Genomic DNA, 20,923 nt, shown 5'->3' on the forward strand with positions numbered 1-20,923 from the left:
GCAAAGGATCAAGGCAGTACCCGTCCCTTCGCCGGCATGATCCGGATCAGGTTCAAAGGGTCATTGCGCTGCCGATCGGCCAGCAATATCTCAGCCCCTCGCGGGGCACCCCTCGGTAGCACGATGCTAGCACTTCAAAGCGGTCACGACGAGCCCCATGGCAGCCCAGTGAGGATAGCTGTACCAGGGGTGACCTGCGTGAGTATATTGCGCAGCTATGTCAGCATTGTACCCGCTCACCGCCACCGTTCCGTTCGGCATCGCTCGAGCCAATCTGGATTCCATTCAGAAGGCGGGTTTCGGGCCGCGGGTTGACCAAGCCATGTGACGTCGTAGTCCAAACGTCAGCTTTGCCCAGAGGCGGACCGTCCAGACACTGCCCCACTTGTGACGGAAAACGATTTCCGTCTCACCTGCGGCTGAAACCTCTTGTCCAGCGTGATGTCCTCATCGGATGGCAAGGCACATACGGCTTCCGGAGGCAGGGTCTGAAAGGCCATGACCACACCGGTTCCGCTCGCGCATCAGCCACCCAGTTGGAATAAATGTGCGCGTTCCTACCTCCCAAAGCCCGATTGCTGCGGCAGCCACAGCGCAAGCTGCGGGAAGGCCCAGACGATGAACAGACCGACGATCAGGATGCCCACATAGGGCGCGGCGCCGCGCATGATCTGCGTCAGCGGCGCGCCGGTGATCCCCTTGATGACGAACAGGTTCATTCCCACCGGCGGCGTGATCAACGCCAGTTCCAGGTTGATCATCAGCATGACGCCGTACCAGATCGGGTTGATCTCGAGCGCAAGCATCGCCGGCAGGATGATCGGCGTGGTGATCAGGATGATGGCGATCGTCTCGAGGAACATGCCGAGGATGAAGATCGCGACCATGACGATCAGGATGAAGCCGGTCTGCGACAGGCCGAGCGCGGTCACAGCTTCCATCACTTCCGCCGGCAGGCGGATGATGGTGATCGCATGGCCGAACATCCCGGCCGCGGCGATGATCATGAACAGCATCGCGCAGGTTCGCATCGTCTGCCAGGTGCAGTCTGCAAGGTCGCGCAACGAGACGTTCCGGTAGATCGCGATCGCAACGAACAGCGCATAGGCTGCGCCCACGGCCGCCGCTTCCGCAGCGGTGAAAATGCCCAGATAGATGCCGCCGAGGATGACGGGTGGCATCATCACCGCCCAGATCGATTTCCAGAATGCCGCGAAAACGGCGCGAAGTCCGGGCCAGTCCTGCGCCCGCGTCTCGCCATGCGCGTTTGCCTGGAACCACGAAAAGACGGCGAAGAAGAGCGCGATCATCAGGCCGGGAATGATGCCGGCAAGGAAGAGCCCGCCGATCGAGGCGTTGGTGACGACGGCATAGAGGATCATCGGGCCCGATGGCGGAATCAGGATGCCGAGCGTGCCGCCTGCGGCGATGATGCCGTAGGTGTCGCGCGGGCGGTAGCCGTAGCGCTGCATCTGCGGGATCGCGGTCGAGCCGATGGTGAGCGCGGTCGCGACGGACGAACCGGAAATGGTGGCGAAGATGGTGCAGGACAGGATCGTCGCGAAACCGAGCCCGCCCTTGATATGGCCGACGAGCTTGTTCGACATCTCGTAAAGATCGTCGACGACCTTCGCCTTGATCATCACATGCGCCATGAAGGCGAACATGGGGATGGTGGCGAGGAGCGGATTGTTGAGCGAGGCGAAGACGGTATCCGCCATCGACCAGATGCTGCCCTCGAAGAACCAAAGGACGGTAAGCGACGTGATCCCGAGCGCGGCGAAGATCGGCATGCCGGTCAAAAGCAGGACGATCAGCAAACCGACGATAAAGACGATCATGGCCGGCCTCCGCGCAGGAGCGTGAAGAGGCGCGCAAGGCACACCACCGAAATCAGGACGCCGCCTGCGATCATCGTCGATTGCGGTATCCACATCGGCAGTTCGAGATAGCCTGCCGAATAGGCGCCGAAGCGGCGCGAGAAGGAGACGGTGTGCCAGGCGGTGGCCAGCAGCGCGATCGAGAAGACCAGAACCGAAAGCTGCGCCCAGACGTCGAGCCAGCGGCGCAGGGCGGGCGACGCCTTGTCGAGGATCATGTCGATGCGGATATGGTCGTCCCGGCGCGAAGCCTCGGCCGCGCCGAACATGACGATGGCGACGACGAAAAAACCGGTCGCCTCCTCGATGCCGACGAGCGGCCGCCCCATCACGTAGCGCATCCACACGCCGGCGCCGGTGATGACCAGCACCACCACGATCAACACCGAACTGACGAGACCGCCCGCGCCGGAAATCGCGGCGGCAAGACGGTCGACCGGCGAGGAGGCGACGGGCGCCTCCCCTTCCATTTCGGCTGGTTCCCGCATTCCGGGCTACCGGATCTTCTCGATCAGCGAGAGGAGCTCGGTGCCCTCGTCGCCCGTTTCGGCCGCGAAGCCTTCCTCGAAGGCGGGCTGCATCGCCGCGCGAAACGCTTCGTTCTCCGCGTCGGTGGCGATGTGGACGGTGACGCCCATCTCCTCGAGCTGCGCCGGCGCCTCGGCAGAAGCTTCCTGCGAAGCTTCGAGCGCCCACTCGGCCGCCTTCTGGCCAGCCTCGTCGAGCGCCGCCTTCTGCGTGTCGGACAGCCCGTCATACCAGGACGGCGTAACGTAGCCGTGCAGGTAGGCGGCGAGCACCGGCACGACCGTCATGTGGTCCTGCACCTCGAAGTAGCGGCGCGAATAGGCGGCGGCGACGTCGGTCACGGCCGCGTCGATCACGCCGGTCGCCAGCGCCTGGTAGACCTCGCTGCCGGGCAGCGAAACGGTCGACGCACCCATCGCGGTCAGCCCGCGGTCGAAGGCAGGACCGAGCCCGCGCATCTTCACGCCCTGGAAGTCCTCCGGCTTGGTCATGGCCTTGCCCTTGGAGGTGAAGACGCTGACATTGGTCTGGAACATCCAGGCGATATTCTTGACGCCCTTTTCGAGGAGCTTGTCCTCCAGATAGGCCGCGGCCTCCGAAGTCGGCCACTTCTTCCACGCCTCGATCGAGGACATGGTGTAGGGCCCGACCGTCACGTTCATCAGCGGCAGCGTGCGGCCCCACTGGAAGTTCAGCGAAAAGGCGCATTCGATCTCGCCACGCGCCACCGCAAGGATGTTGTCGTTCGCCTTGATGAGGCTGTCGGCGCCGAACACCTGGACGTCGAGTTCGCCGTTCGACAGCGTCTCGACCTCGGCGGCCCACTTGTCGATCACGGTCGAGATGTGGTGGCCGGGCGGGAGCTGGTGGCTGCAGCGCATAGCCTCCTGCGCGCTGGCCGCGCCCGCCATCGCCGTCGTGGCGATGAGTGTTGCAAGGAACGTCTTCGTCATCATCATGGTCTCCTCCCAATCGTGACCTTGTCTTATCTTGGTAATAAGCCGGTCCTGAGTTCGGCTGCGCGCGGCAGGCCCGCGCGGGCCATCTGGCCGTAGAGCGGTTCGGCGGGCATTTCGCGTTTCAGGATGTCGCGAATCGCGACCAGCTTCTCGAGGTCGATGCCGGTGGCGAACCCTTTCGTCTCGCAAAGGAAGACGAGGTCTTCGAAGACGACGTTGCCCGTTGCACCAGGAGCAAAAGGACAGCCGCCGAGCCCGCCGAGCGAGCCGTCGAGAATGCGGCAGCCCGCATCGAGAGCGGCCGAGGCGTTGGCGATGGCCATGCCGCGCGTGTCGTGCAGGTGCACGGCGATCGCGCGGTCGCCGGCAATGGTGCGCGTGCGTTCGACGAGCGCCGCGATCTGGTTCGGGCCCGCAAATCCGACCGTGTCGGCAAGTCCGACGACATCTGCACCGGCCTCGAAGAGAGCGGAGGCGAGGTCGACGACCTCGTCCGGGTCGACCGCGCCGGTGATCGAGCAGCCGAAGGCCATGGCGATACCGGCATTGATCAGCGGACGATGTTCGCTGGCATCGCGCAGGTCGCAAAGCCGCTTGACGTGGGCGACGGCCGCCGCCCGCGAGCGGCGGGTGTTGGCCTGCGAATGCGCTTCGGTGGCCGAGACGACGCACATGATCTCGTCGACCTGCGCCGCCATCGCGTCGTCGGCGCCGCGATCGTTGAGGACGAGGCCGACCGCATGGGCGCCCGGCAGCGCCTTCACGGCCGCGAGCACTTCATGGACGTCGGCGAATTGGGGAAAACGCGAGGCGGGCAGGAACGAGCCGACCTCGAAATTGCGCACTCCGGCGGCGTGCTCGAGGCCGATCCATTCGATCTTGGCTTCGGTCGACGGGAAGGATTTGACGAGCTGCAGGCCATCGCGGAGGCCAACCTCGCGCAGGACGACCTTGTCGGCAGGATAGATGTCGCGCAGCCGGGTCATGCGGCGCGCGCCTTCGGCTTGCCGCGCGCTGCTTCGATGGCAGCCGCGTCGAGGCCGATTTCGGCGAGGACGATATCGGTGTCCTGCCCGATCGACGGCAGGTCGCCGCCGCCGGTCAGCATCGTGCCATCGACTTCGAAGGGCAGCGAGGGGGCACGAAAGGTCGACCCGTCCGGCATGCGCGAAGTGGCGAGCCCGCCCGGCCGCATCACATGCGGGTTCTCGTACATGTCGGCCGGTTTGGCGATCGGCGAATAGGGAATGCCGATCTCCTCGAAGCGCTTCAAAAGTTCGTCGGCGTCGCGCGCGGCGATGGCGCGGGCGACGATCGGCACCGTCCAGTCGCGGGCGTTGATCTGGTCCATCCGAGTCTGGAGGCGCGGATCGTCGATCAGGTCGGTGAGATCGAGAAGCCGGCAAAGCGCCGTCCACTGGCCTTCGGTGACCGCACCGACGAAGACCTGCCCGCCGTCAGCGGTGTCGAAGATATCGTAGATCGGCCAGGAAAAATCGCGTTCCGGCATCGGCGGCGGCGATTTGCCCTCGAGTTCGAACTGGACCATGTGCTGGGCGACGAGCAGCAGGCAGTTTTCGAACAGGCCGATGCGCAGATTGCGGCCCTTGCCAGTGTCCTTGCGCTCCAGGAGCGCGGCGAGGACCGACAGAGCGCCGAAAAGCCCGCCCATGATGTCGTTCGCCGACGAGCCGACGCGCAGCGGCCGGCCGGACGGACCGGTCATATAGGCGAGGCCCGTCATCATCTGCACGACCTCGTCGAGCGCCGTGCGGTCCTGATAGGGGCCGCGCAGGAAGCCCTTGTGCGATGCGACGATGAGACCGGGGAATTCGCGCCGCAGCGTCTCGCCGTCGGCCCCCATCCTGGCCAGCGACTGATCGCGGAAATTCTCTATGAAGACGTCGGCGGTGGCGAGGAGCTTGCGCAGCGCCGCCTGGCCCTCGTCGCTCTTCAGGTCGAGTTGGACCGATTTCTTTCCACGATTGAAAAGCGGGAACATCGGCCGGCCCATGCCGGAAAGGTGCCGCGTCTTGTCGCCTTCCGGCGGCTCGACCTTGATCACCTCGGCGCCGAGAAAGCCGAGGAACATGCCGCAGGACGGCCCCATGATCATGTGGCTCATCTCGACGACGCGTATGCCTTCAAGCGGCTTGAACGGTTCCGCCAACTGCATCTCCTCCGGTCGCTTGACGACGACTTGGAGGCAAGGTAGCGCTCGAATGGAGATCGCAAAATTATAAAGTTTCTAAGACATCGTTCTGGATTCGAGAAACCATGGATTCGCGCCAGCTCCGCTATTTCGAGGCCATCTTCGAGAAACGCAGCCTCACCACGGCGGCCGGCGAGCTGCGAGTCGCGGTCTCGGCTCTAAGCCACCATCTGTCGAATCTGGAAACCGAGCTCGGCCATCGCCTGTTCCACCGCAAGCCGCGCGGGCTGGAGCCGACCGCGGCGGGCGAGCGGCTCTATACGCACGCCAAGGCGATCCTGCGCGCCATGCAGGCGGCCGAGCGCGACGTCAAGGCTTCGGGCGGCGAGGTCGCGGGCGACGTGACGATCGGCATGGCCTATTCGGCGGTGAAGGCGATCGGCGTGCCGCTCCTCCAGCGCATCCTGACCGACTATCCCAAGCTGAACCTGTCGCTGTCCGAAAGCCTGTCGGGCGCGACACTGCTGCATCTTCTCGCCGCCGATGTCGACATGGCGCTGGTCTACAACCCGCCCGCCGACATGCGGCTGAAATCCGTTCCGGTGCTCGAGGAGAGCATGGTGCTGATCGGGCTGGAGCGGATCATCGGCGAAAACGACCGGCCGGTCGCGTTCCACGACACGCTCGACATGCCGATGATCATCCTGCGCCAGGGCATTTCAGCGCGCGCGCTCGTCGACGACGCAACGCTCCTGAAGAAGCTCGAAAGCAAGGCGCGATTCCAGATGAACTCGGTTCAGGCGATCGGCGGCGCGCTGATCGCCGGGCTCGGCTGCGCCATCGGCACGCGGCTCTTCCTGCAGGAATATATCGAGTCCGGCGCGCTGGCGGTCAGGCCCGTCGTCGAGCCGGAGCTGTCGCGCACGCTCTATCTGTGCCAGATGGCCGAGCGCCCGTCATCCTACGCGCTGGAAGCCGTGCAGCAACTCGTCATTCAACTCGTGCACGACGCCGTCGATCGCCGGATTTGGCCGGCCCGGAAGATCGAGTAGTTTTCATCCCGCAGCCAATTGCCCAAAGATGTGCGGTCGGCGGTGGTTACATCACCGAGACCAGCGCTTCGATTGGACACGCGCAATGCGGCAATTGCGGACGCATTACTCAAGCCATATTTGACAGGTTCAGCGGATCGCAGCAGTCTCACCCCCCAATAAATCGGTCGCGACATCAATTATGTCCAATGCACTCCGCATCGCCAGGGGCCGCTTCGGGCGGGTAGCCCTCCTCAATATGGACAGGCCGCTGGTGCGCCACGCACACCCGCATTGCCATGTGCTGCTGAAAGTCGAGGGGGCGGATACTCAGTTCTCCGTGCGCGACCGCATGGTGCCGCTGACCGACGACAGCGCGGTGCTGATCAACGCCTGGGAGCCGCACGCCTACGAGCACGATCAGGCGCGGCCCAAGACGGTGATCCTCGCACTCTATATCGAACCGCAGTGGCTGGAGCATTTCCGCAAGAATTGGGGTGCGAGCGACGCACCGGACTTCTTCGAATCCGCGGCCGGCTCGATTACCCCCGATATCAGGCGGCTCGCCCGGGAACTGGCGGAGGCGATGGTGCATGCGCCGGAGGCGGCCGCGCTGCACGAGGACATGCTAGGTCGGCTGATGATCACGGTCATCGAGCGGTTTACCGCCTGGCGCGGCATGCCCCAGTCGATGAGCGCACTGGTTGCGCGCCAACCTTCCGATTTCCGTATCCGCAAGGCTGTGATGCTGATGACGGCGAACCCCGGCGGGATCACCGACATGGATACGCTGGCGGCCGATGTGGGCATGTCGCGGGCGCATTTCTTCCGGCAGTTCGAAAGTGTCATGCGCGTCAGCCCGCGTGTCTATCTGAACGTCCAGCGGCTCGAACGCGCCGTGAGCGCCGTCTCGGACGGAGAAGAGACCTTCGCCGCTATCGGCGAGCGGCTGGGCTTTTCGGTTCCGGCGCATTTCTCACGCTTCTTCCATGATCACGCCGGATCGTCCCCGAGCGTGTTCCGCTCCGTGACGCGTCTGGCTGGGTCGCAATTTGAGACTCCTCGGTAAGGCGTGAGACGACCCGGTATCGCCGGCTAGGCTCAACGGCTGTTTCCTCTTCGGCATGGTGCTGCTTCCAACGCATGCGCCAGGGAGGAGACGCCATGAACGAGCAAACGAGGCCCCAAAGCCTCGTCGGACAGTCCGTCAAACGTGTCGAGGATGCGAGCCTGCTCAAGGGTCGCGGACGCTTCATCGACGATCTTCCGACACGCCGCGACACGGCCTACGCCGCATTCCTGCGCTCGCCCCATGCCCATGCCGAAATCCGCTCCATCGATGCCGAGAAGGCCAAGGCGCATCCAGGCGTCTACGCGGTCCTGACCGGCCAGGACGTCGCAAGCCTGACCAACAGCCTCGTCGTGGGCGTGAAGGCCGATGTCGAGTGCTGGCCGATGGCGCGCGACCGCGTCCGCTATGTCGGCGAGCCGGTCCTGCTGGTGGTGGCAGAAAACCGCTATGTTGCCGAGGACGCGCTGGACCTTGTGGAGGTCACCTACGAGACGTTGCCTCCCGTGATCGACCCGCGCGCGGCCCTGCTCGACGACGCGCCGGTGCTCCACCCCTCGCTTGGTACGAACCTGATCAACGAACGCGCGTTCCGCTACGGCGACCCGGACGCTGCTTTCGCGGCCGCCGCGCACCGGATCGCGATCACCACCGCCTATCCGCGCAATTCCTGCACGCCGATCGAGACCTATGGCGTGATCGCCGAATACGACCCCGGCGAAGACGCCTATGACGTCACGGCGAACTTCCAGGGGCCGTTCTCCATCCATGCGGTTCTCTCGCGCGCGCTCAAAGTGCCGGGCAACCGCATGCGGCTGCGCACCCCGCCGGATTCGGGCGGCTCCTTCGGCGTCAAGCAGGGCGTCTTTCCGTATGTCGTGCTCGTCGCCATCGCCGCGCGCGTCGCCAACCGGCCGGTCAAGTGGATCGAGGATCGCCTGGAGCACCTGACCGCGTCTGTCTCGGCAACCAACCGGGTGACGACCCTGGAAGCGGCGGTGGAATCCGACGGGCGGATCACGGCGCTTTCCTGGGACCAGATCGAGGATTGCGGCGCGCATCTGCGGGCGCCCGAGCCGGCGACGCTCTACCGGATGCACGGCAACATGACCGGCGCCTACGCGATCGAGAACGTCACCATCCGCAATCGGGTCGTTCTGACCAACAAGACGCCCACCGGCCTCAACAGAGGTTTCGGCGGCCCCCAGATCTATTTCCCGCTGGAACGTCTGGTCCACAAGATCGCCGACGAACTCGGGCTCGACCGGCTTGATGTGATCCGCAAGAACCTGGTGCCGAGTGACGCCTTTCCCTACCGCACAGCGACAGGTGCCCTGCTCGATTCCGGCGACTACCAGTCGGCGCTCGACCGTGCCGTCACCGAAGGCGGGCTCGACGAACTGATCGCCCGCCGCGACGCGGCCCGCGCGCAAGGCCGGCTCTACGGCATCGGCTTCACCGCTGCGGTGGAACCGAGCGTCTCCAACATGGGCTACATCACCACCGTACTGACGCCGGAGGCACGCGCCAAGGCCGGGCCGAAGAACGGCGCGCAGGCCGTGGCGACGGTCGGGATCGATCCGCTCGGTTCGGTCACCGTCAAGGTCGCTTCAGTGCCGCAGGGACAAGGCCACCGCACGGTGCTCGCGCAAGTCGTCGCCGACCGGCTGGGGCTGCCGCTCGGCGCTGTGCGGGTCAACACCGAACTCGACACCAATCGCGACGCCTGGTCCATCGCATCGGGCAATTATGCAAGCCGCTTCGCCCCGGCGGTCGCCGGAACCGCCAAGCTCGCGGCAGACAGGCTGCGCGGTCGGTTGGCGACCATTGCCGCAACTCAGCTCAACGTCACCGCCGATCAGGTCAAATTCGCCGACGGCAAGGTGTTCGACAGCGGCAACCCCGACAATTCCGTCTCCTTCGCGCGTGTTGCCGCGGCCAGCCACTGGGCTCCTGGCACCGTGCCGGAAGGCACCGGGCAGACGATCCGCGAGACCGTCTTCTGGACGCCCGATGAACTGACCGCGCCGACGCCGCAGGACGGGATCAATTCATCGCTCTGCCATGGTTTCATATTCGATTTCTGCGGCGTGGAAATCGACCGCGATACCGGCGTGGCGCGCATCGACCGCTACGTGACCATGCATGATTGCGGCACGATCCTTCATCCCGGCATGGTGGACGGCCAGGTCCGCGGCGGCTTTGCCCAGGCAGTGGGCGCAGCGCTCTATGAAGAATACGCCTATGGCGCCGACGGGGCTTTTCTCACGGGAACGCTCGCGGACTATCTGATCCCGACCGTGATGGAGACGCCGGAGCCGGTCATCCTTCATTATGAGAGCCCGTCACCCTTCACGCCACTCGGCGCAAAAGGTGTCGGCGAAGGCAACTGCATGTCGACGCCGGTCTGCATCGCCAATGCCATCGCCGATGCGACCAGTGTCGAGGACCTGACGCTGCCGCTCTCGCCGAGCAAGATTTCGGCCCTCATCCATGCCGACGAAAAGCCCTCCGCGCAGCCAAGGCGCGAGGCGAAGCCGCTGAAAGCGCGTGACGGCGAGCGGGCCCTTTCGGGAGAAGGATCGGCCGAGGTTTCCGCCTCGCGCGAAGAGATCTGGGCGATGCTGCTCGACCCCAAGACGCTGGAAGCGATCATCCCCGGCGCCCACAAGGTCGAGAAGGTCTCCGACACGCATTTCCGCGCCGACGTCACCTTGGGCGTCGGTCCGGTCAAGGGGCGCTACCGGGCCGATATCACCCTGTCGGACATGGTCAAACCGGAAGCGGTGACGCTTTCCGGCGGCACCGAAGGGGCGCTCGGGTCTGGACGCGGACAAGGTCGCATCACGCTGACCAAAACAGAGACTGGCACCCGCGTCTCCTACAGCTATGAGGCCGGCATCGGCGGCAAGGTCGCGTCCATCGGCGGACGCCTGCTCGATGGTGCGGCGCGGGTGGTCATCGGCCAGTTCTTCCAGTCGCTTGCCCGGTATGCCGGGCGCGGCAAAGCCGCCGAGCCCGCTTCGTCCGGAATCTTGGCGCGACTTCGATCGCTCCTGGGGAGGCGCGCATGAAGCCCGCAGCTTTCGACTATCTGCAAGCCGAAACGCTCGACGAGGCCCTGGACGCCCTGCACGAGGAGGGCGGCGACGCCCGTGTCATCGCCGGCGGCCAGTCGCTGGTGCCCATGCTGAACATGCGTCTCGCCCGCCCGGCTGTCCTCGTCGACATCATGCGCATCGAGGCGCTGCAGAAGATCGAGCGAGACGGCAACGACATCCTGATCGGCGCCGGCGTGCGCCAGGCAAAGCTCGAAGCTTGGCCGGATTTGTCCGACCGGTTGCCGCTGGTGGCGATGGCCCTGCCGTGGCTCGGCCATGTGCAGACCCGCGCACGCGGAACGGTCTGCGGCTCGCTTGCCCATGCCGATCCGAGCGCGGAACTGCCGCTGTCGCTGATCGCGCTTCAGGGACGCGTGCATCTGCGCACCAAGCGCAAGAAGCGCACGGTCAGCGCTGAAGACTTCTTCATCGGCATGATGGCGACCGAGCTCGCCGAGGGCGAGATGATCGAAGCAGTGTCCTTCCCCGCCCGGGCCGAGGGCACCGGCTACGGCTTCAACGAGATCGGGCGACGCCACGGCGATTTCGCCATCACGGCGGTGGCCGCAATGGTGACCGACCGCTCCGCATCGATCGCCATTGCCGGCGTGGACGACCGTCCCCGGCGTTTCGACGTGCCGTTGCCGGGCGATGCCGGCCTGGACGATGCCTTGAACGAGATCGCCTGGGACCTCAACGCCCGCGACGACATCCACGCCTCGGCCCGCTATCGCCGCGAACTCGTGAGGCGTCTGGGCCGCCGAACCGTCGAGGAGGCTGCCGCATGTCTCGCCTGAAAGCCCACGAGAAAAAGACCGTCACGTTCCAGCTCAACGGTTTGCCCGTCAGGGCCGATGCCGACAGCCGGACGCTTCTGAGCGACTTCATCCGCCACGAGATCGGCATGACCGGCACCCATGTCGGCTGCGAGCACGGGGTCTGCGGCGCATGCACGATCCAGGTCGACGGAGCGCCGGCGCGTGCCTGTCTGATGCTCGCCGTCCAGGCGCAAGGGACCGACATCCGCACCGTCGAAGCGCTATCGCCCGGCGAAGATCGGCTGTCCGCGCTTCAGGCCGCGTTCAAACGCCATCACGGTCTTCAATGCGGCTTCTGCACGCCCGGCATCCTTATGTCGCTCGATGCGCTGATCAGCGCACGGCCCGACGCGGGACGCGAGGAAGTGCGCGAACATCTTTCCGGTCACCTTTGCCGGTGCACCGGATACGCGACGATCGTGCAGGCCGCTCTGTCGGCCCTCGATGAAATCCGGAGGGAGGCAAATAGCAATGTTTGATCTGGGAACGAGTTTTGTGGCGAGCGTGGATCGTGATCCGCATGCGCTGGCTATCGTGGATGGAGACACCCGGTTGTCCTATGCCGAATGGTACACGCGCATTTCGGCACTGGTGACGGGCTTGGGCGATATGGGCCTGACGTGCGGCGACCATGTGCTGACAGCCATGCAGAACCGCTGGGAGAACGCCTCTCTGCATTGGGCCTGCCAGTTCGCCGGTATCATCGTCACGCCGCTCAACTGGCGTGCCAAAGCCGACGAGATCGACCATGGCATCGTCGATTCCGGCGCGAAAGCGGTGTTCTACGAGGACGTGACGGAAGACGCCGTCGCAGGCTCGACGGAGGCAGCCGGGCTTGCCAGGAAATCGGCCGATGAACTTGCGGTAATGATGCAGGCGGAAACGCCGCTCGCCCTGCCACAGGCGTCGGCCAATGACTGGTCGCTGATGCTCTACACGTCCGGCACCACGTCGAAGCCCAAAGGTGTGCCGCGCCGCCATCGCGCCGAGCGCGCCGGCGCTCTCGCCCATGTGGCGCAGAATCTCTATCGCCATGGCGAACGCACGCTGGGCGTGATGCCGCTCTACCACACGATGGGCGTGCGCTCGCTGATCGCATCCTCGTTGATCGGCGGCGCCTTCATCTGCCTGCCGCGCTTCGATGCCGGCAGGGCGATCGACCTTATCGAGGCCGAGGCGATCACCAATCTCTACCTCGTACCCACGCTTTATCACGACGTCGTCCATCACGAGGGGTTCTCACCGGAACGCGTCAAGTCGGTGACCAAGCTCGGCTACGCCGGCGCATCGATGACGGACGGGCTGCTGCGCAAGCTCGACGAAGCGTTCAAGCCCGAACTGTTCGTGAACCATTACGGATCTTCCGAAATCTACACGTTCACCATCGAGCAGAAGGCCGCGGCCAAGCCGGGCTCGGCGGGCCGCGCTGGCATCAACCAGATGATCCGGGTCGTGAAGCTGAATGCGGCCAACCCCGATGAACTCGCAGAGACCGGCGAGGAAGGCGAGATCGTCGCGCTTGCCAGGAGCGACGAGGCGTTCGAGGGCTACTGGAACCGGCCCGAAGCGACCGCGAAGGCCTTGCGCCACGGCTGGTACTTCACCGGCGACACCGGCTTCTTCGACAAGGACGGCGATCTGTTCGTCACCGGCCGCGCCGACGACATGATCATCACCGGTGGCGAGAACGTCTCGCCCGTCGAGGTCGAAAGCTGCCTGTCGCTGCACGACAACGTTGCCGAAGTCGCGGTCGTCGGCCTTCCCGACGAGCGATGGGGCAAGATCGTCACCGCCTTCGTCAAGCGGCGCGGCAGCGTCACCGCCGAAGAGCTGGACCAGCATTGCAAGACGTCCGGCCTGGCCAATTTCCGCCGGCCGCGCCGCATCGTCTTCGTCGAGGACATTCCCAAATCGCCCGTCGGCAAGATCCTGCGCCGCATGCTCGTCGCCGGCGAGTACCGCGAAGACCGACGCACTCCCGAACATCAATAAGCACTCCATTACTGAGCAGAAGGACCATTCACATGGCAGATAAAGCCACTTTCGACGACAAGCGTCTGGCCGACCTCGACGGCTTCACGGTCTCCATCGACCCTGCACGCCAACGCGCGGACATCACACTGGACCGCCCGCCCTACAACGTCGTCTCGATGATGGCGCGCGACCAGCTTCGCCTCGTCTTCGAAGCACTCGACGAGGACGACCGCGTGCGCATCATCGTCGTCACCGGCGCTGGCGAGCATTTTTCCTCCGGCGGCAACATCAAGGGCTTCCTCGAAGCGAGCCCGGAGCATGTCTCGAAGCTCGCCTGGAACATCGCCGCGCCGGCCCGCTGCTCCAAGCCGGTGATCGCCGCCAATCGCGGCTACTGCTTCGGGGTAGGCTTCGAACTGTCGCTCGCCTGCGACTTCCGGATCGCAACCGACACGACGCGCTACGCGCTGCCGGAGCAGAAGCTGGGCCAGATTCCCGGCTCGGGCGGCTCGGCGCGCTTGCAGAAGATGGTCGGCGTCACGCGCACCAAGAACATCGTGATGCGGTCCATGCGCATCACCGGCGGCCAAGCCCATGACTGGGGCATCGCTTCGGATGTCGTCGCCGACGCTGAACTGGAAAAAGCCGTCGACGCCTTGGTCGAAGAATTGATCGCCTTCTCGCCAATCGCCCAGCGCACGGCCAAGAAGCTTTTGAACGACACAGACGACGCCCTGCTCACCACCGCGATCGAACTGGAAGGCCACAGCTACAGCCGCCTGCGCCAGTCCGATGATTTCCGCGAAGGGGTGAACGCCTTTCACGAAAAGCGGGCCGCCGTCTTCGTCGGCCGCTGACATCAAGGCCGGGCCCTCGCCAAGGGTCCGGCATTTTTTTCACCGGGCCGCACAAGGGGACGCGGCCGACAATGGGAGGAGTTTTCAATGAATACGGAAGCAAGACACATCATCGAACCCGCACCCGGCTTTGCCTCCGGACTGCGAGACTTGCCGAAGCATCTTACAGTGAAGTCGTTCAGTGCGGGTCTCGTTGCCGCGATCTTCGGTTGCTCCGGTCCGGCCCTGATCGTGATCGGCGCTGCCAATGACGGCGGACTGACCAATGGTCAGACGGTCGCGTGGCTGTTCGCCATTTATTTCCTTGGTGGGCTGATCAGCCTGTTCCTGGCGTTGCGCTACAAGCAGCCGGTCACCGGCGCCTACTCCATTCCCGGCGCCGCATTGGTCGCCGGTTCGCTCGCCACCTTCTCCTTCGACCAGACGGTGGGCGCCTTTATCCTGGCCGGCGTCATCGTCTTCGTCCTCGGCATTTCCGGCCTCATCGGCAAGGTCATGCGCTGGATTCCGATGCCGATCGTCATGGCCATGATCGCAGGCGCGCTGATGCGCTTTGCAACCGGCGCCGTCGGCTCGCTCGGTACGGCACCGCTCATTGCCGGCGCCGCCATCATCGCCTTCTTCGTTTCGATGCGGATGACGAAAACGATCCCGCCGGTTCTCGCCGCACTTGTCGCCGGCCTTGTCGCCGCTTTCGCCACCGGATCGGTCGGTGGTGCGGCAACCGATATTGCCTTCGTTTTCCCCGAATTCACCGCGCCGACCTTCACCATCGACGCGTTCCTCGCGATTGCTGTGCCGCTTGCCCTGCTCGTCATCGGCGCCGAAAACGCACAGGCGACCGGTGTCCTGATTGCCGAAGGCTACAAGCCGCCCATCAACATGATGACTGTGATTTCCGGCGTCGGCGGCGTGGCGGCTGGCCTTTTGGGTGGACACAATGCCAACATCGCCGGCCCGATGACCGCAATCTGCTCATCCGAGCAGGCAGGTGAAAACAAGGAAGGCCGCTATGCCGCGACCGTGGTCAACGGCGTTCTGTTCGGTACCTTCGGCATCGTGGCAGGGGCCGCAGTGCCGGTCGTCATGTCGTTGCCCGGGGCGCTGATCGGCACGGTTGCAGGCCTTGCAATGATCGGAGTGCTTCTCGCCGCGCTTCAGAATGCTTTCGGACGGTCGCTTGGCAACCAGACCGGCGCCTTCGTGGCACTCGCCGTCTCCCTCTCCAACATCACGCTCCTGGGAATCAGCGCGCCCTTCTGGGCTCTCGTGGCGGGTGTCGTCGTCTCCGCGGTCGTCGAACGGCACGCATTGACAGCTAAAGGAGCCGAGAGCGCGGCCAGCGCCAGCTAAAGCGTCCCGCGTATATGGCGTCCGGCTGACTGGGGCCGGACGCCGGACCGTTCGAGCGGAGCCAGGAGCACCTTGAAATGTGCCCGCACCTAACAGCGTCTATCGAACAAGACGACCAGAGCTCTCCGCCCCGAGTATGGCACCGAAGTTCTTGAATTGCCTAAAGGCAGCTTTGCGAAGTTTGAACTTCGGGCTTGAAAGACCTCGAAGGGTCGTAAGCTGACCAGGCAAACTTTTCCCGATCGCACAGGTTCATAACGGCAGCTTCCCGTCTTCCCAAAAACAGACTGTCCGGAGACGGCCCTAGGCGTCGGAGGAATTCATTTTCCAACGTCCAACAAGCCGGGCCGAAGCCCACGACCGGTCCGGGTTCACAGTCGGACACGCTCGCGTCCCGGGACGAGGGATGTCGTTCTGGTATTGATGATCGGCGACTAGGCCGAATGCGCGAAGGCTGGTTCCGGGCGCAGGAGGGCCGCGCGCAGGGCTGGCTGATCGACCTCGACGCCGGTGAAAATCCGGAACGCATCGACGCCCTGATGGAAGAAGAGCTCGTAGCCTGACAGGATCGACAAGCCGGCAGTGCGGGCGGATATGAGGAACTCGGTTTCGACAGGGGTGTAGACGGCGTCGAATGCCCAGCGTGCGCTCTTGAGGGTGTCGGTCGGGAAAGCACTTCCGGGGTGGCCGACCATGCCGAGCGGCGTCGAATTGACGAGGCCGGCCGCACCGTCCATCGCCTCTTCCACCGAAGGTGTCAGGCGAACCGGCAGGTCCGCGGATTGGCGCAGGGCGGCGGCGAGCGCTTCGCCCTTGCGGCGGTCCGGATCGAAGATCGCAAGCTCCTCGGCGCCGAGGCCAGCCAGTGCAAAAGCGATCGCCTTACCCACACCGCCCGCCCCTGCCATGGCGACGCGGCCGGGAGCCGAATTGCCGAAATTCGCGCGGAACGCCGCGGCAAAGCCGGTGCAATCGGTATTGAAGCCCTGCGGGGCGCCCTCTCCGAAGAGGACGGTGTTGCAGGCCGCGACGGATCGCGTCTGCGCGTCACCGACCGCGAGTCTAGCGAAAACCTGCTCCTTGTAGGGATAGGTGACGTTGATGCCGCGGTAGCCGCTCTCGGCGCATCGGGCGAAGGCGGCGTCGAAATCAAGCCCGAGATCGGCGGGGATCAGCGGCTCGTAACGGACGTCTAGGCCGCACAACTCGCCCGCCAGCCGATGAAGCAGGGGCGACTTCGAGCGACGGATATTGTCGCCGATCAAACCAAGCTGGATCACTGCGTCCTCCCTGGGCGCCCATATGCGGTTCGACGCCGCATTCGATGGCAAGGATTACACAGCATCGCTGGCGATTTCAAATGGCAAAATCGATTATGTCATATGTTTTTGAATTCGTGTTCGTTGGGTCAGGCGATCGTGCCCGTCGCCAGCGCATGCTCCACCCCGCCCCGCACATGCAGTTCCAGCAATTCCTGCGCCCTCGATGCGTTGCGCTCCAGCGCGCAGTCGAGCAGCGCGCGGTGCTCTTTCGCGGCAATGTCGCCGCGAAACGACAGCGCGATCATCTGGTAGCGCAGATATTTGTCGAACACGGCAGCGTGGGTTTCCATGAGGACGCTGGAGCCGCAGGCGGAGATCAGCGCCTGGTGGAACTCCCAATCGTAGCGCTTCCACAATTCCGTCTGCGAACGGTCGCCCTCCTTCATCCGACGCTCCATCGAGGACAGCTTGTGATGGGCGGCGACCACCCGCCCCTCCCAGTCCATATCGCCGGCCACGAAGGACTGTTCAAGCGCGTGGCTTTCCAGAAGAAGCCGCAACGCCGCGATTTCCTTGAGGTTTTCGATGGAAACCGGCGCGACTTCGAAGCCGCGCTGGCCTTCGGCGAGGACGAGCGCCTCGGAGGACAGCCGGTTCAGGATTTCGCGCAGCGTGCTGACGCTGGCCCCGTACTCGTCCTTCAACCGCTCGAGCTTCAGTTTTTGCGCGGGCGCCAGCCGGCCGAAGATGATATCCGTCCTGATCCGGCGATAGGTGTTATCTCCGATGGTTTCGACTGATGCTTCGATGAGAGCCATATCTGCTTGTCTTCCGATAAAAATGCGAATGTCCGACGAGTTTGCGCCGCGCGCAGTTTCGATGCAAGCGGCCGGGAGGCTGCAATGGCGACCCGCCATCTTGCGCCATAGAAAATGAATAATCTCATACGAAACTGCATTTGCCTATTGAACTGACGCGTTTCCGGTGCAATGAATTGACGAGAGGTGGTGCCGGGAGGACCATCGACCGACTTCATTCGATCAGGGAGGATCACCATGTCGCTTTCATTTACCCGTCGCGCAGTTCTGGCTGCCAGCGCAGCCATTATGCTCGTTTCGGCCGCGCCTGCCTTTGCGCAGGACAAGGTCCAGCTTCGCTTCTCGGCCGTCTTTTCCGAGCAGGACATCCGCGCCGAGATGATGAAGAAGTTCCAGGAGGAGATCGGCGAGGAGTTCGATTTCCAGGGCTATTACGGCGGCAACCTGTTCAAGCAGGGCACCGAGCTTGTCGCGCTCCAGCGCGGCAATCTGGAAATGGGCAATATCGCGCCGCAGGACATCTCCAACCAGATTCCGGCCTGGTCGATCCTGACGTCGGCCTACCTCTTCCGCGACGCCGACCATTTGAAGACCTTCTTCGCCTCCGAAGCCGGCGACGAGATGAAGAAGATGGTCGAGGACCAGCTTCAGGTGAAAATCCTCGGCCCGACCTATTTCGGCGCCCGCCAGGTGGGGCTGAAGACGGACAAGAAGATCAACACGCCCGAGGACATGGCCGGCATCAAGCTGCGCATGCCCGGCGGCGATGCCTGGCAGTTCCTCGGCCAGGCGCTGGGCGCGAACCCGACGCCGATGGCCTATGCCGAAGTCTATACCGGCCTCCAGACCGGCGCGATCGACGGGCAGGACAATCCGCTGCCGAACGTCCAGAACATGAAGTTCGACGAAGTCATGTCGCAGATCGTCCTGACCTCGCATCTCGTCGGCTTCGATCTCCTGACGATCTCGCTCGACGCGTGGAACAAGCTGTCGCCCGAGCAGCAGGAAAAGGTGCAGGCCGCCGCCGACAGCGCGATCGAGTGGAGCACGGCCGAGCATCTGAGCCAGGAAGAAGAACTGGTTGCCGGCTTCAAGGAGAAGGGCCTCGATATCTATGAGCCGGATCTCGACGCCTTCCGCACGCACGCGCAGAAGATGTATCTTGAATCCGCGCTCGCCGAGAGCTGGCCGGAAGGCATGGTCGACACGATCAACGGTCTTTGATCTGATCGCTTCGGATGCGGCCCGCCTTTCGGTGGGCCGCATTTTTCAACGTATCGCCGCCGCACCCTGAGGGAGGTCGACATGCGTCTGATGCGCATCGGGCAATGGCTCTACAGGCGCGCCGAGAACATCCTGGCCTTGATGCTTGCGGTGATGTTTCTCTCCTTCCTCGCGCAGATCATCTTCCGCTATCTCCTCAACCTGCCGATCGGCTGGACGTCGGAACTGACCGTCGTCATGTGGCTGTGGCTGGTGCTTTGGGGCGCGGCCTTCGTGGTCCGCGAGGAAGAGGAAATCCGGTTCGACCTGGTCTATGGCGGTGTCGGGCCCAAGGCGCGGCGCATCATGGCCATCCTGAGCGCGCTGGCGCTTCTCGGCCTCTATCTTCTGTCGCTGCCAGCGGTCTGGGACTACGTCACCTTCATGAAGGTGCAATCGACCGCGTATATGAAAATCCGGTTCGACTTCCTGTTTTCCATCTATGTGATCTTCGCCGTGGCCGCGATCGGCCGTTATGGCTTCATCTTGTGGAAGGCCCTGTTCGGCCGGGCGCCGAAGGAGTTCGATCCCACCAAGGCGAGTTCGGGCGTATGAGCTTTACCGATCCCTTTACGCTGTGCATCGCGGCGATCGTCACGTTGAGCCTGCTCGGCCTGCCCATCGGTCACTCGATGATCGCCGGATCGATCCTCTACCTTTACGCCGCCGGGCTCGACATGGGCACGGCGGCCGAACAGCTCCTGAACGGCATGTATACGAGCTACATCCTGCTGGCCGTTCCCCTGTTCATCCTGTCGGCCGAGATCATGAACTCCGGTTCGATGACCGAGCGGCTGCTGCGCTTTTGCAATGCGCTCGTGGGCCGGTTTCGCGGCGGGCTGGCGCAGGTCAACGTCGTCCAGTCGATCATCTTCGCGGGAATGTCCGGCTCCGCCATCGCCGATGCCGCCGGCACGGGCAAGATGATGCAGAAGATGATGACCGACGGGAACAAATATCCCGCCAGCTTCGCCGCCGCGCTGACCGCGGCGACGGCGGTCATCGGGCCGATCATCCCGCCGTCGATCCCGATCGTCATCTATGCGCTCGTCTCCGACGCCTCGATCGGCTACCTGTTTCTCGCAGGCATGCTGCCGGGGCTGCTGATGGGCGTCATGATGATGGGCATCGTCGCCTGGTCCGCCCGCCGGCGCCACTTTCCCGTCGAGCCGCCGGTGCCGGCGCGCGAGATCCCGGGAATCACCCTTCGCGCCCTGCCCGCGCTGCTGATGCCCGTCGTCCTGCTGGGCGGCATCTATTCGGGCGTGACGACGCCCACCGAAGCTGCCGCCATCGCCGCCGCCTACGCGTTCCTCATCTCGACGCTGCTCTATCGCACGACGACGCTTGCGGGCAGTTACCAGTCGCTTCTATCGGCCGCGCGGACGACCGCCTCCATCGGCATGCTGATCGCGGGCGCGCTGGTGTTCAACTATGTGGTGACCGTCGAGAACATCCCGCGCGCGCTTTCGGCCTATCTGCAGGCCTTCGATATGTCGCCGACGACGTTCCTCATCGTCGTCAACCTGCTGCTGCTGGTGCTGGGGTGCCTTCTCGAGGGAACGACGATCCTTCTGATCGTCATCCCGGTGCTGATCCCCACTGCACAGGCGCTCGGCGTCGACATGGTCCATTTCGGCATCGTCGCGGTCGTCAACATCATGCTCGGCCTGATCACGCCACCCTACGGGCTGCTGCTGTTCATCATGACGAATATCGGCCAGGTGTCGCTGCGCGCGCTCGTCGGCGAGATCATGCCCTTTCTCTACGCAATGCTGGGCGCGCTGGCGATCATCACCTTCTTCCCCGATTTCGTCCTCTTCCTGCCGCGCATGTTCGGCTACCAAGGCTAGTTTCG

Annotated in this window: 18 protein-coding genes and 1 riboswitch; of the genes, 11 read left to right on the plus strand and 7 right to left on the minus strand. The window is 64.2% G+C overall.

Features of this window, described 5'->3' with window-relative positions:
- Positions 1-6 precede the first annotated feature (6 nt).
- Positions 7-123, minus strand: a riboswitch (TPP riboswitch).
- Between the two features lie 434 nt (positions 124-557).
- The 5 genes from ALII_RS0104170 to ALII_RS0104190 are packed head-to-tail and all read right to left on the minus strand — an operon-like array spanning position 558 to position 5,537.
- Positions 558-1,841, minus strand: coding sequence for a TRAP transporter large permease (locus tag ALII_RS0104170; protein ID WP_024586070.1), 1,284 nt, complete (start codon positions 1,839-1,841; stop codon positions 558-560).
- Positions 1,838-2,368, minus strand: a complete 531-nt coding sequence (locus tag ALII_RS0104175; protein WP_024586071.1) for a TRAP transporter small permease — start codon at positions 2,366-2,368, stop codon at positions 1,838-1,840. Before ALII_RS0104175 ends, ALII_RS0104170 begins: the two co-directional genes overlap by 4 nt.
- A 6-nt stretch (positions 2,369-2,374) precedes the next feature.
- Complete coding sequence (dctP, locus tag ALII_RS0104180; protein ID WP_201767704.1) at positions 2,375-3,361, minus strand: TRAP transporter substrate-binding protein DctP; 987 nt, start codon at positions 3,359-3,361, stop codon at positions 2,375-2,377.
- A gap of 32 nt (positions 3,362-3,393) precedes the next feature.
- Positions 3,394-4,353: a hydroxymethylglutaryl-CoA lyase gene (locus tag ALII_RS0104185; RefSeq protein ID WP_024586073.1), complete on the minus strand. Its 960-nt coding sequence runs from the start codon at positions 4,351-4,353 to the stop codon at positions 3,394-3,396.
- Positions 4,350-5,537: a CaiB/BaiF CoA-transferase family protein gene (locus ALII_RS0104190; RefSeq protein WP_024586074.1), complete on the minus strand. Its 1,188-nt coding sequence runs from the start codon at positions 5,535-5,537 to the stop codon at positions 4,350-4,352. The genes ALII_RS0104185 and ALII_RS0104190 overlap by 4 nt, the downstream gene beginning before the upstream one ends.
- Positions 5,538-5,644: 107 nt before the next feature.
- On the opposite strand from ALII_RS0104190, the gene ALII_RS0104195 reads away from it, so the two are divergent.
- From ALII_RS0104195 to ALII_RS0104230, 8 genes are all read left to right on the plus strand, one after another.
- Complete coding sequence (locus tag ALII_RS0104195) at positions 5,645-6,571, plus strand: LysR substrate-binding domain-containing protein (RefSeq protein WP_024586075.1); 927 nt, start codon at positions 5,645-5,647, stop codon at positions 6,569-6,571.
- Positions 6,572-6,752: 181 nt separating this feature from the next.
- On the plus strand, positions 6,753-7,619 hold the full coding sequence (locus ALII_RS0104200) for an AraC family transcriptional regulator (RefSeq protein ID WP_024586076.1): 867 nt from the start codon (positions 6,753-6,755) through the stop codon (positions 7,617-7,619).
- A 95-nt stretch (positions 7,620-7,714) separates the two neighbouring features.
- Positions 7,715-10,693, plus strand: a complete 2,979-nt coding sequence (locus ALII_RS0104205) for a molybdopterin cofactor-binding domain-containing protein (RefSeq protein WP_024586077.1) — start codon at positions 7,715-7,717, stop codon at positions 10,691-10,693.
- Entirely contained in the window at positions 10,690-11,517 is an 828-nt protein-coding gene (locus ALII_RS0104210) for an FAD binding domain-containing protein (RefSeq protein ID WP_024586078.1), read from the plus strand. Before ALII_RS0104205 ends, ALII_RS0104210 begins: the two co-directional genes overlap by 4 nt.
- Entirely contained in the window at positions 11,505-12,017 is a 513-nt protein-coding gene (locus ALII_RS0104215) for a (2Fe-2S)-binding protein (protein ID WP_024586079.1), read from the plus strand. The genes ALII_RS0104210 and ALII_RS0104215 overlap by 13 nt, the downstream gene beginning before the upstream one ends.
- Complete coding sequence (locus tag ALII_RS0104220; RefSeq protein WP_024586080.1) at positions 12,010-13,530, plus strand: AMP-binding protein; 1,521 nt, start codon at positions 12,010-12,012, stop codon at positions 13,528-13,530. Before ALII_RS0104215 ends, ALII_RS0104220 begins: the two co-directional genes overlap by 8 nt.
- A gap of 32 nt (positions 13,531-13,562) precedes the next feature.
- Entirely contained in the window at positions 13,563-14,369 is an 807-nt protein-coding gene (locus ALII_RS0104225; protein ID WP_024586081.1) for an enoyl-CoA hydratase-related protein, read from the plus strand.
- A gap of 87 nt (positions 14,370-14,456) precedes the next feature.
- Positions 14,457-15,722, plus strand: coding sequence for a benzoate/H(+) symporter BenE family transporter (locus ALII_RS0104230; RefSeq protein WP_024586082.1), 1,266 nt, complete (start codon positions 14,457-14,459; stop codon positions 15,720-15,722).
- Between the two features lie 434 nt (positions 15,723-16,156).
- On the opposite strand, the gene ALII_RS0104235 is transcribed toward ALII_RS0104230, so the two are convergent.
- A complete protein-coding gene (locus ALII_RS0104235) occupies positions 16,157-17,002 on the minus strand; it encodes a shikimate dehydrogenase (RefSeq protein WP_024586083.1) in 846 nt (281 codons plus the stop codon).
- A gap of 128 nt (positions 17,003-17,130) precedes the next feature.
- The gene (locus ALII_RS0104240) at positions 17,131-17,802 is read right to left on the minus strand and encodes an FCD domain-containing protein (protein WP_024586084.1); all 672 of its coding nucleotides are present in this window, start codon (positions 17,800-17,802) and stop codon (positions 17,131-17,133) included.
- A 237-nt stretch (positions 17,803-18,039) separates the two neighbouring features.
- Here ALII_RS0104240 and ALII_RS0104245 point away from each other — a divergent pair, with 237 nt between their 5' ends.
- From ALII_RS0104245 to ALII_RS0104255, 3 genes are all read left to right on the plus strand, one after another.
- Positions 18,040-19,026, plus strand: a complete 987-nt coding sequence (locus ALII_RS0104245; RefSeq protein ID WP_024586085.1) for a sialic acid TRAP transporter substrate-binding protein SiaP — start codon at positions 18,040-18,042, stop codon at positions 19,024-19,026.
- Positions 19,027-19,107: 81 nt separating this feature from the next.
- The gene (locus ALII_RS0104250; RefSeq protein WP_024586086.1) at positions 19,108-19,620 is read left to right on the plus strand and encodes a TRAP transporter small permease subunit; all 513 of its coding nucleotides are present in this window, start codon (positions 19,108-19,110) and stop codon (positions 19,618-19,620) included.
- Positions 19,617-20,918 (plus strand): TRAP transporter large permease, encoded by a 1,302-nt coding sequence (locus tag ALII_RS0104255; protein ID WP_024586087.1) that lies wholly within the window; start codon positions 19,617-19,619, stop codon positions 20,916-20,918. Before ALII_RS0104250 ends, ALII_RS0104255 begins: the two co-directional genes overlap by 4 nt.
- The last annotated feature ends 5 nt before the right edge of the window (positions 20,919-20,923 follow it).

The organism is Aliihoeflea sp. 2WW, assembly GCF_000497755.1.
Classification (GTDB): domain Bacteria; phylum Pseudomonadota; class Alphaproteobacteria; order Rhizobiales; family Rhizobiaceae; genus Aliihoeflea.

Bases quoted from the DNA above. Each gene is read 5' to 3' on its own strand.
- ALII_RS0104170 (WP_024586070.1), bottom strand. From the start codon at position 1,841: ATGATCGTCTTTATCGTCGGTTTGCTGATCGTCCTGCTTTTGACCGGC.
- ALII_RS0104175 (WP_024586071.1), bottom strand. From the start codon at position 2,368: ATGCGGGAACCAGCCGAAATGGAAGGGGAGGCGCCCGTCGCCTCCTCG.
- dctP (WP_201767704.1), bottom strand. From the start codon at position 3,361: ATGACGAAGACGTTCCTTGCAACACTCATCGCCACGACGGCGATGGCG.
- ALII_RS0104185 (WP_024586073.1), bottom strand. From the start codon at position 4,353: ATGACCCGGCTGCGCGACATCTATCCTGCCGACAAGGTCGTCCTGCGC.
- ALII_RS0104195 (WP_024586075.1), top strand. From the start codon at position 5,645: ATGGATTCGCGCCAGCTCCGCTATTTCGAGGCCATCTTCGAGAAACGC.
- ALII_RS0104200 (WP_024586076.1), top strand. From the start codon at position 6,753: ATGTCCAATGCACTCCGCATCGCCAGGGGCCGCTTCGGGCGGGTAGCC.
- ALII_RS0104205 (WP_024586077.1), top strand. From the start codon at position 7,715: ATGAACGAGCAAACGAGGCCCCAAAGCCTCGTCGGACAGTCCGTCAAA.
- ALII_RS0104210 (WP_024586078.1), top strand. From the start codon at position 10,690: ATGAAGCCCGCAGCTTTCGACTATCTGCAAGCCGAAACGCTCGACGAG.
- ALII_RS0104215 (WP_024586079.1), top strand. From the start codon at position 11,505: ATGTCTCGCCTGAAAGCCCACGAGAAAAAGACCGTCACGTTCCAGCTC.
- ALII_RS0104220 (WP_024586080.1), top strand. From the start codon at position 12,010: ATGTTTGATCTGGGAACGAGTTTTGTGGCGAGCGTGGATCGTGATCCG.
- ALII_RS0104225 (WP_024586081.1), top strand. From the start codon at position 13,563: ATGGCAGATAAAGCCACTTTCGACGACAAGCGTCTGGCCGACCTCGAC.
- ALII_RS0104230 (WP_024586082.1), top strand. From the start codon at position 14,457: ATGAATACGGAAGCAAGACACATCATCGAACCCGCACCCGGCTTTGCC.
- ALII_RS0104240 (WP_024586084.1), bottom strand. From the start codon at position 17,802: ATGGCTCTCATCGAAGCATCAGTCGAAACCATCGGAGATAACACCTAT.
- ALII_RS0104245 (WP_024586085.1), top strand. From the start codon at position 18,040: ATGTCGCTTTCATTTACCCGTCGCGCAGTTCTGGCTGCCAGCGCAGCC.
- ALII_RS0104250 (WP_024586086.1), top strand. From the start codon at position 19,108: ATGCGTCTGATGCGCATCGGGCAATGGCTCTACAGGCGCGCCGAGAAC.
- ALII_RS0104255 (WP_024586087.1), top strand. From the start codon at position 19,617: ATGAGCTTTACCGATCCCTTTACGCTGTGCATCGCGGCGATCGTCACG.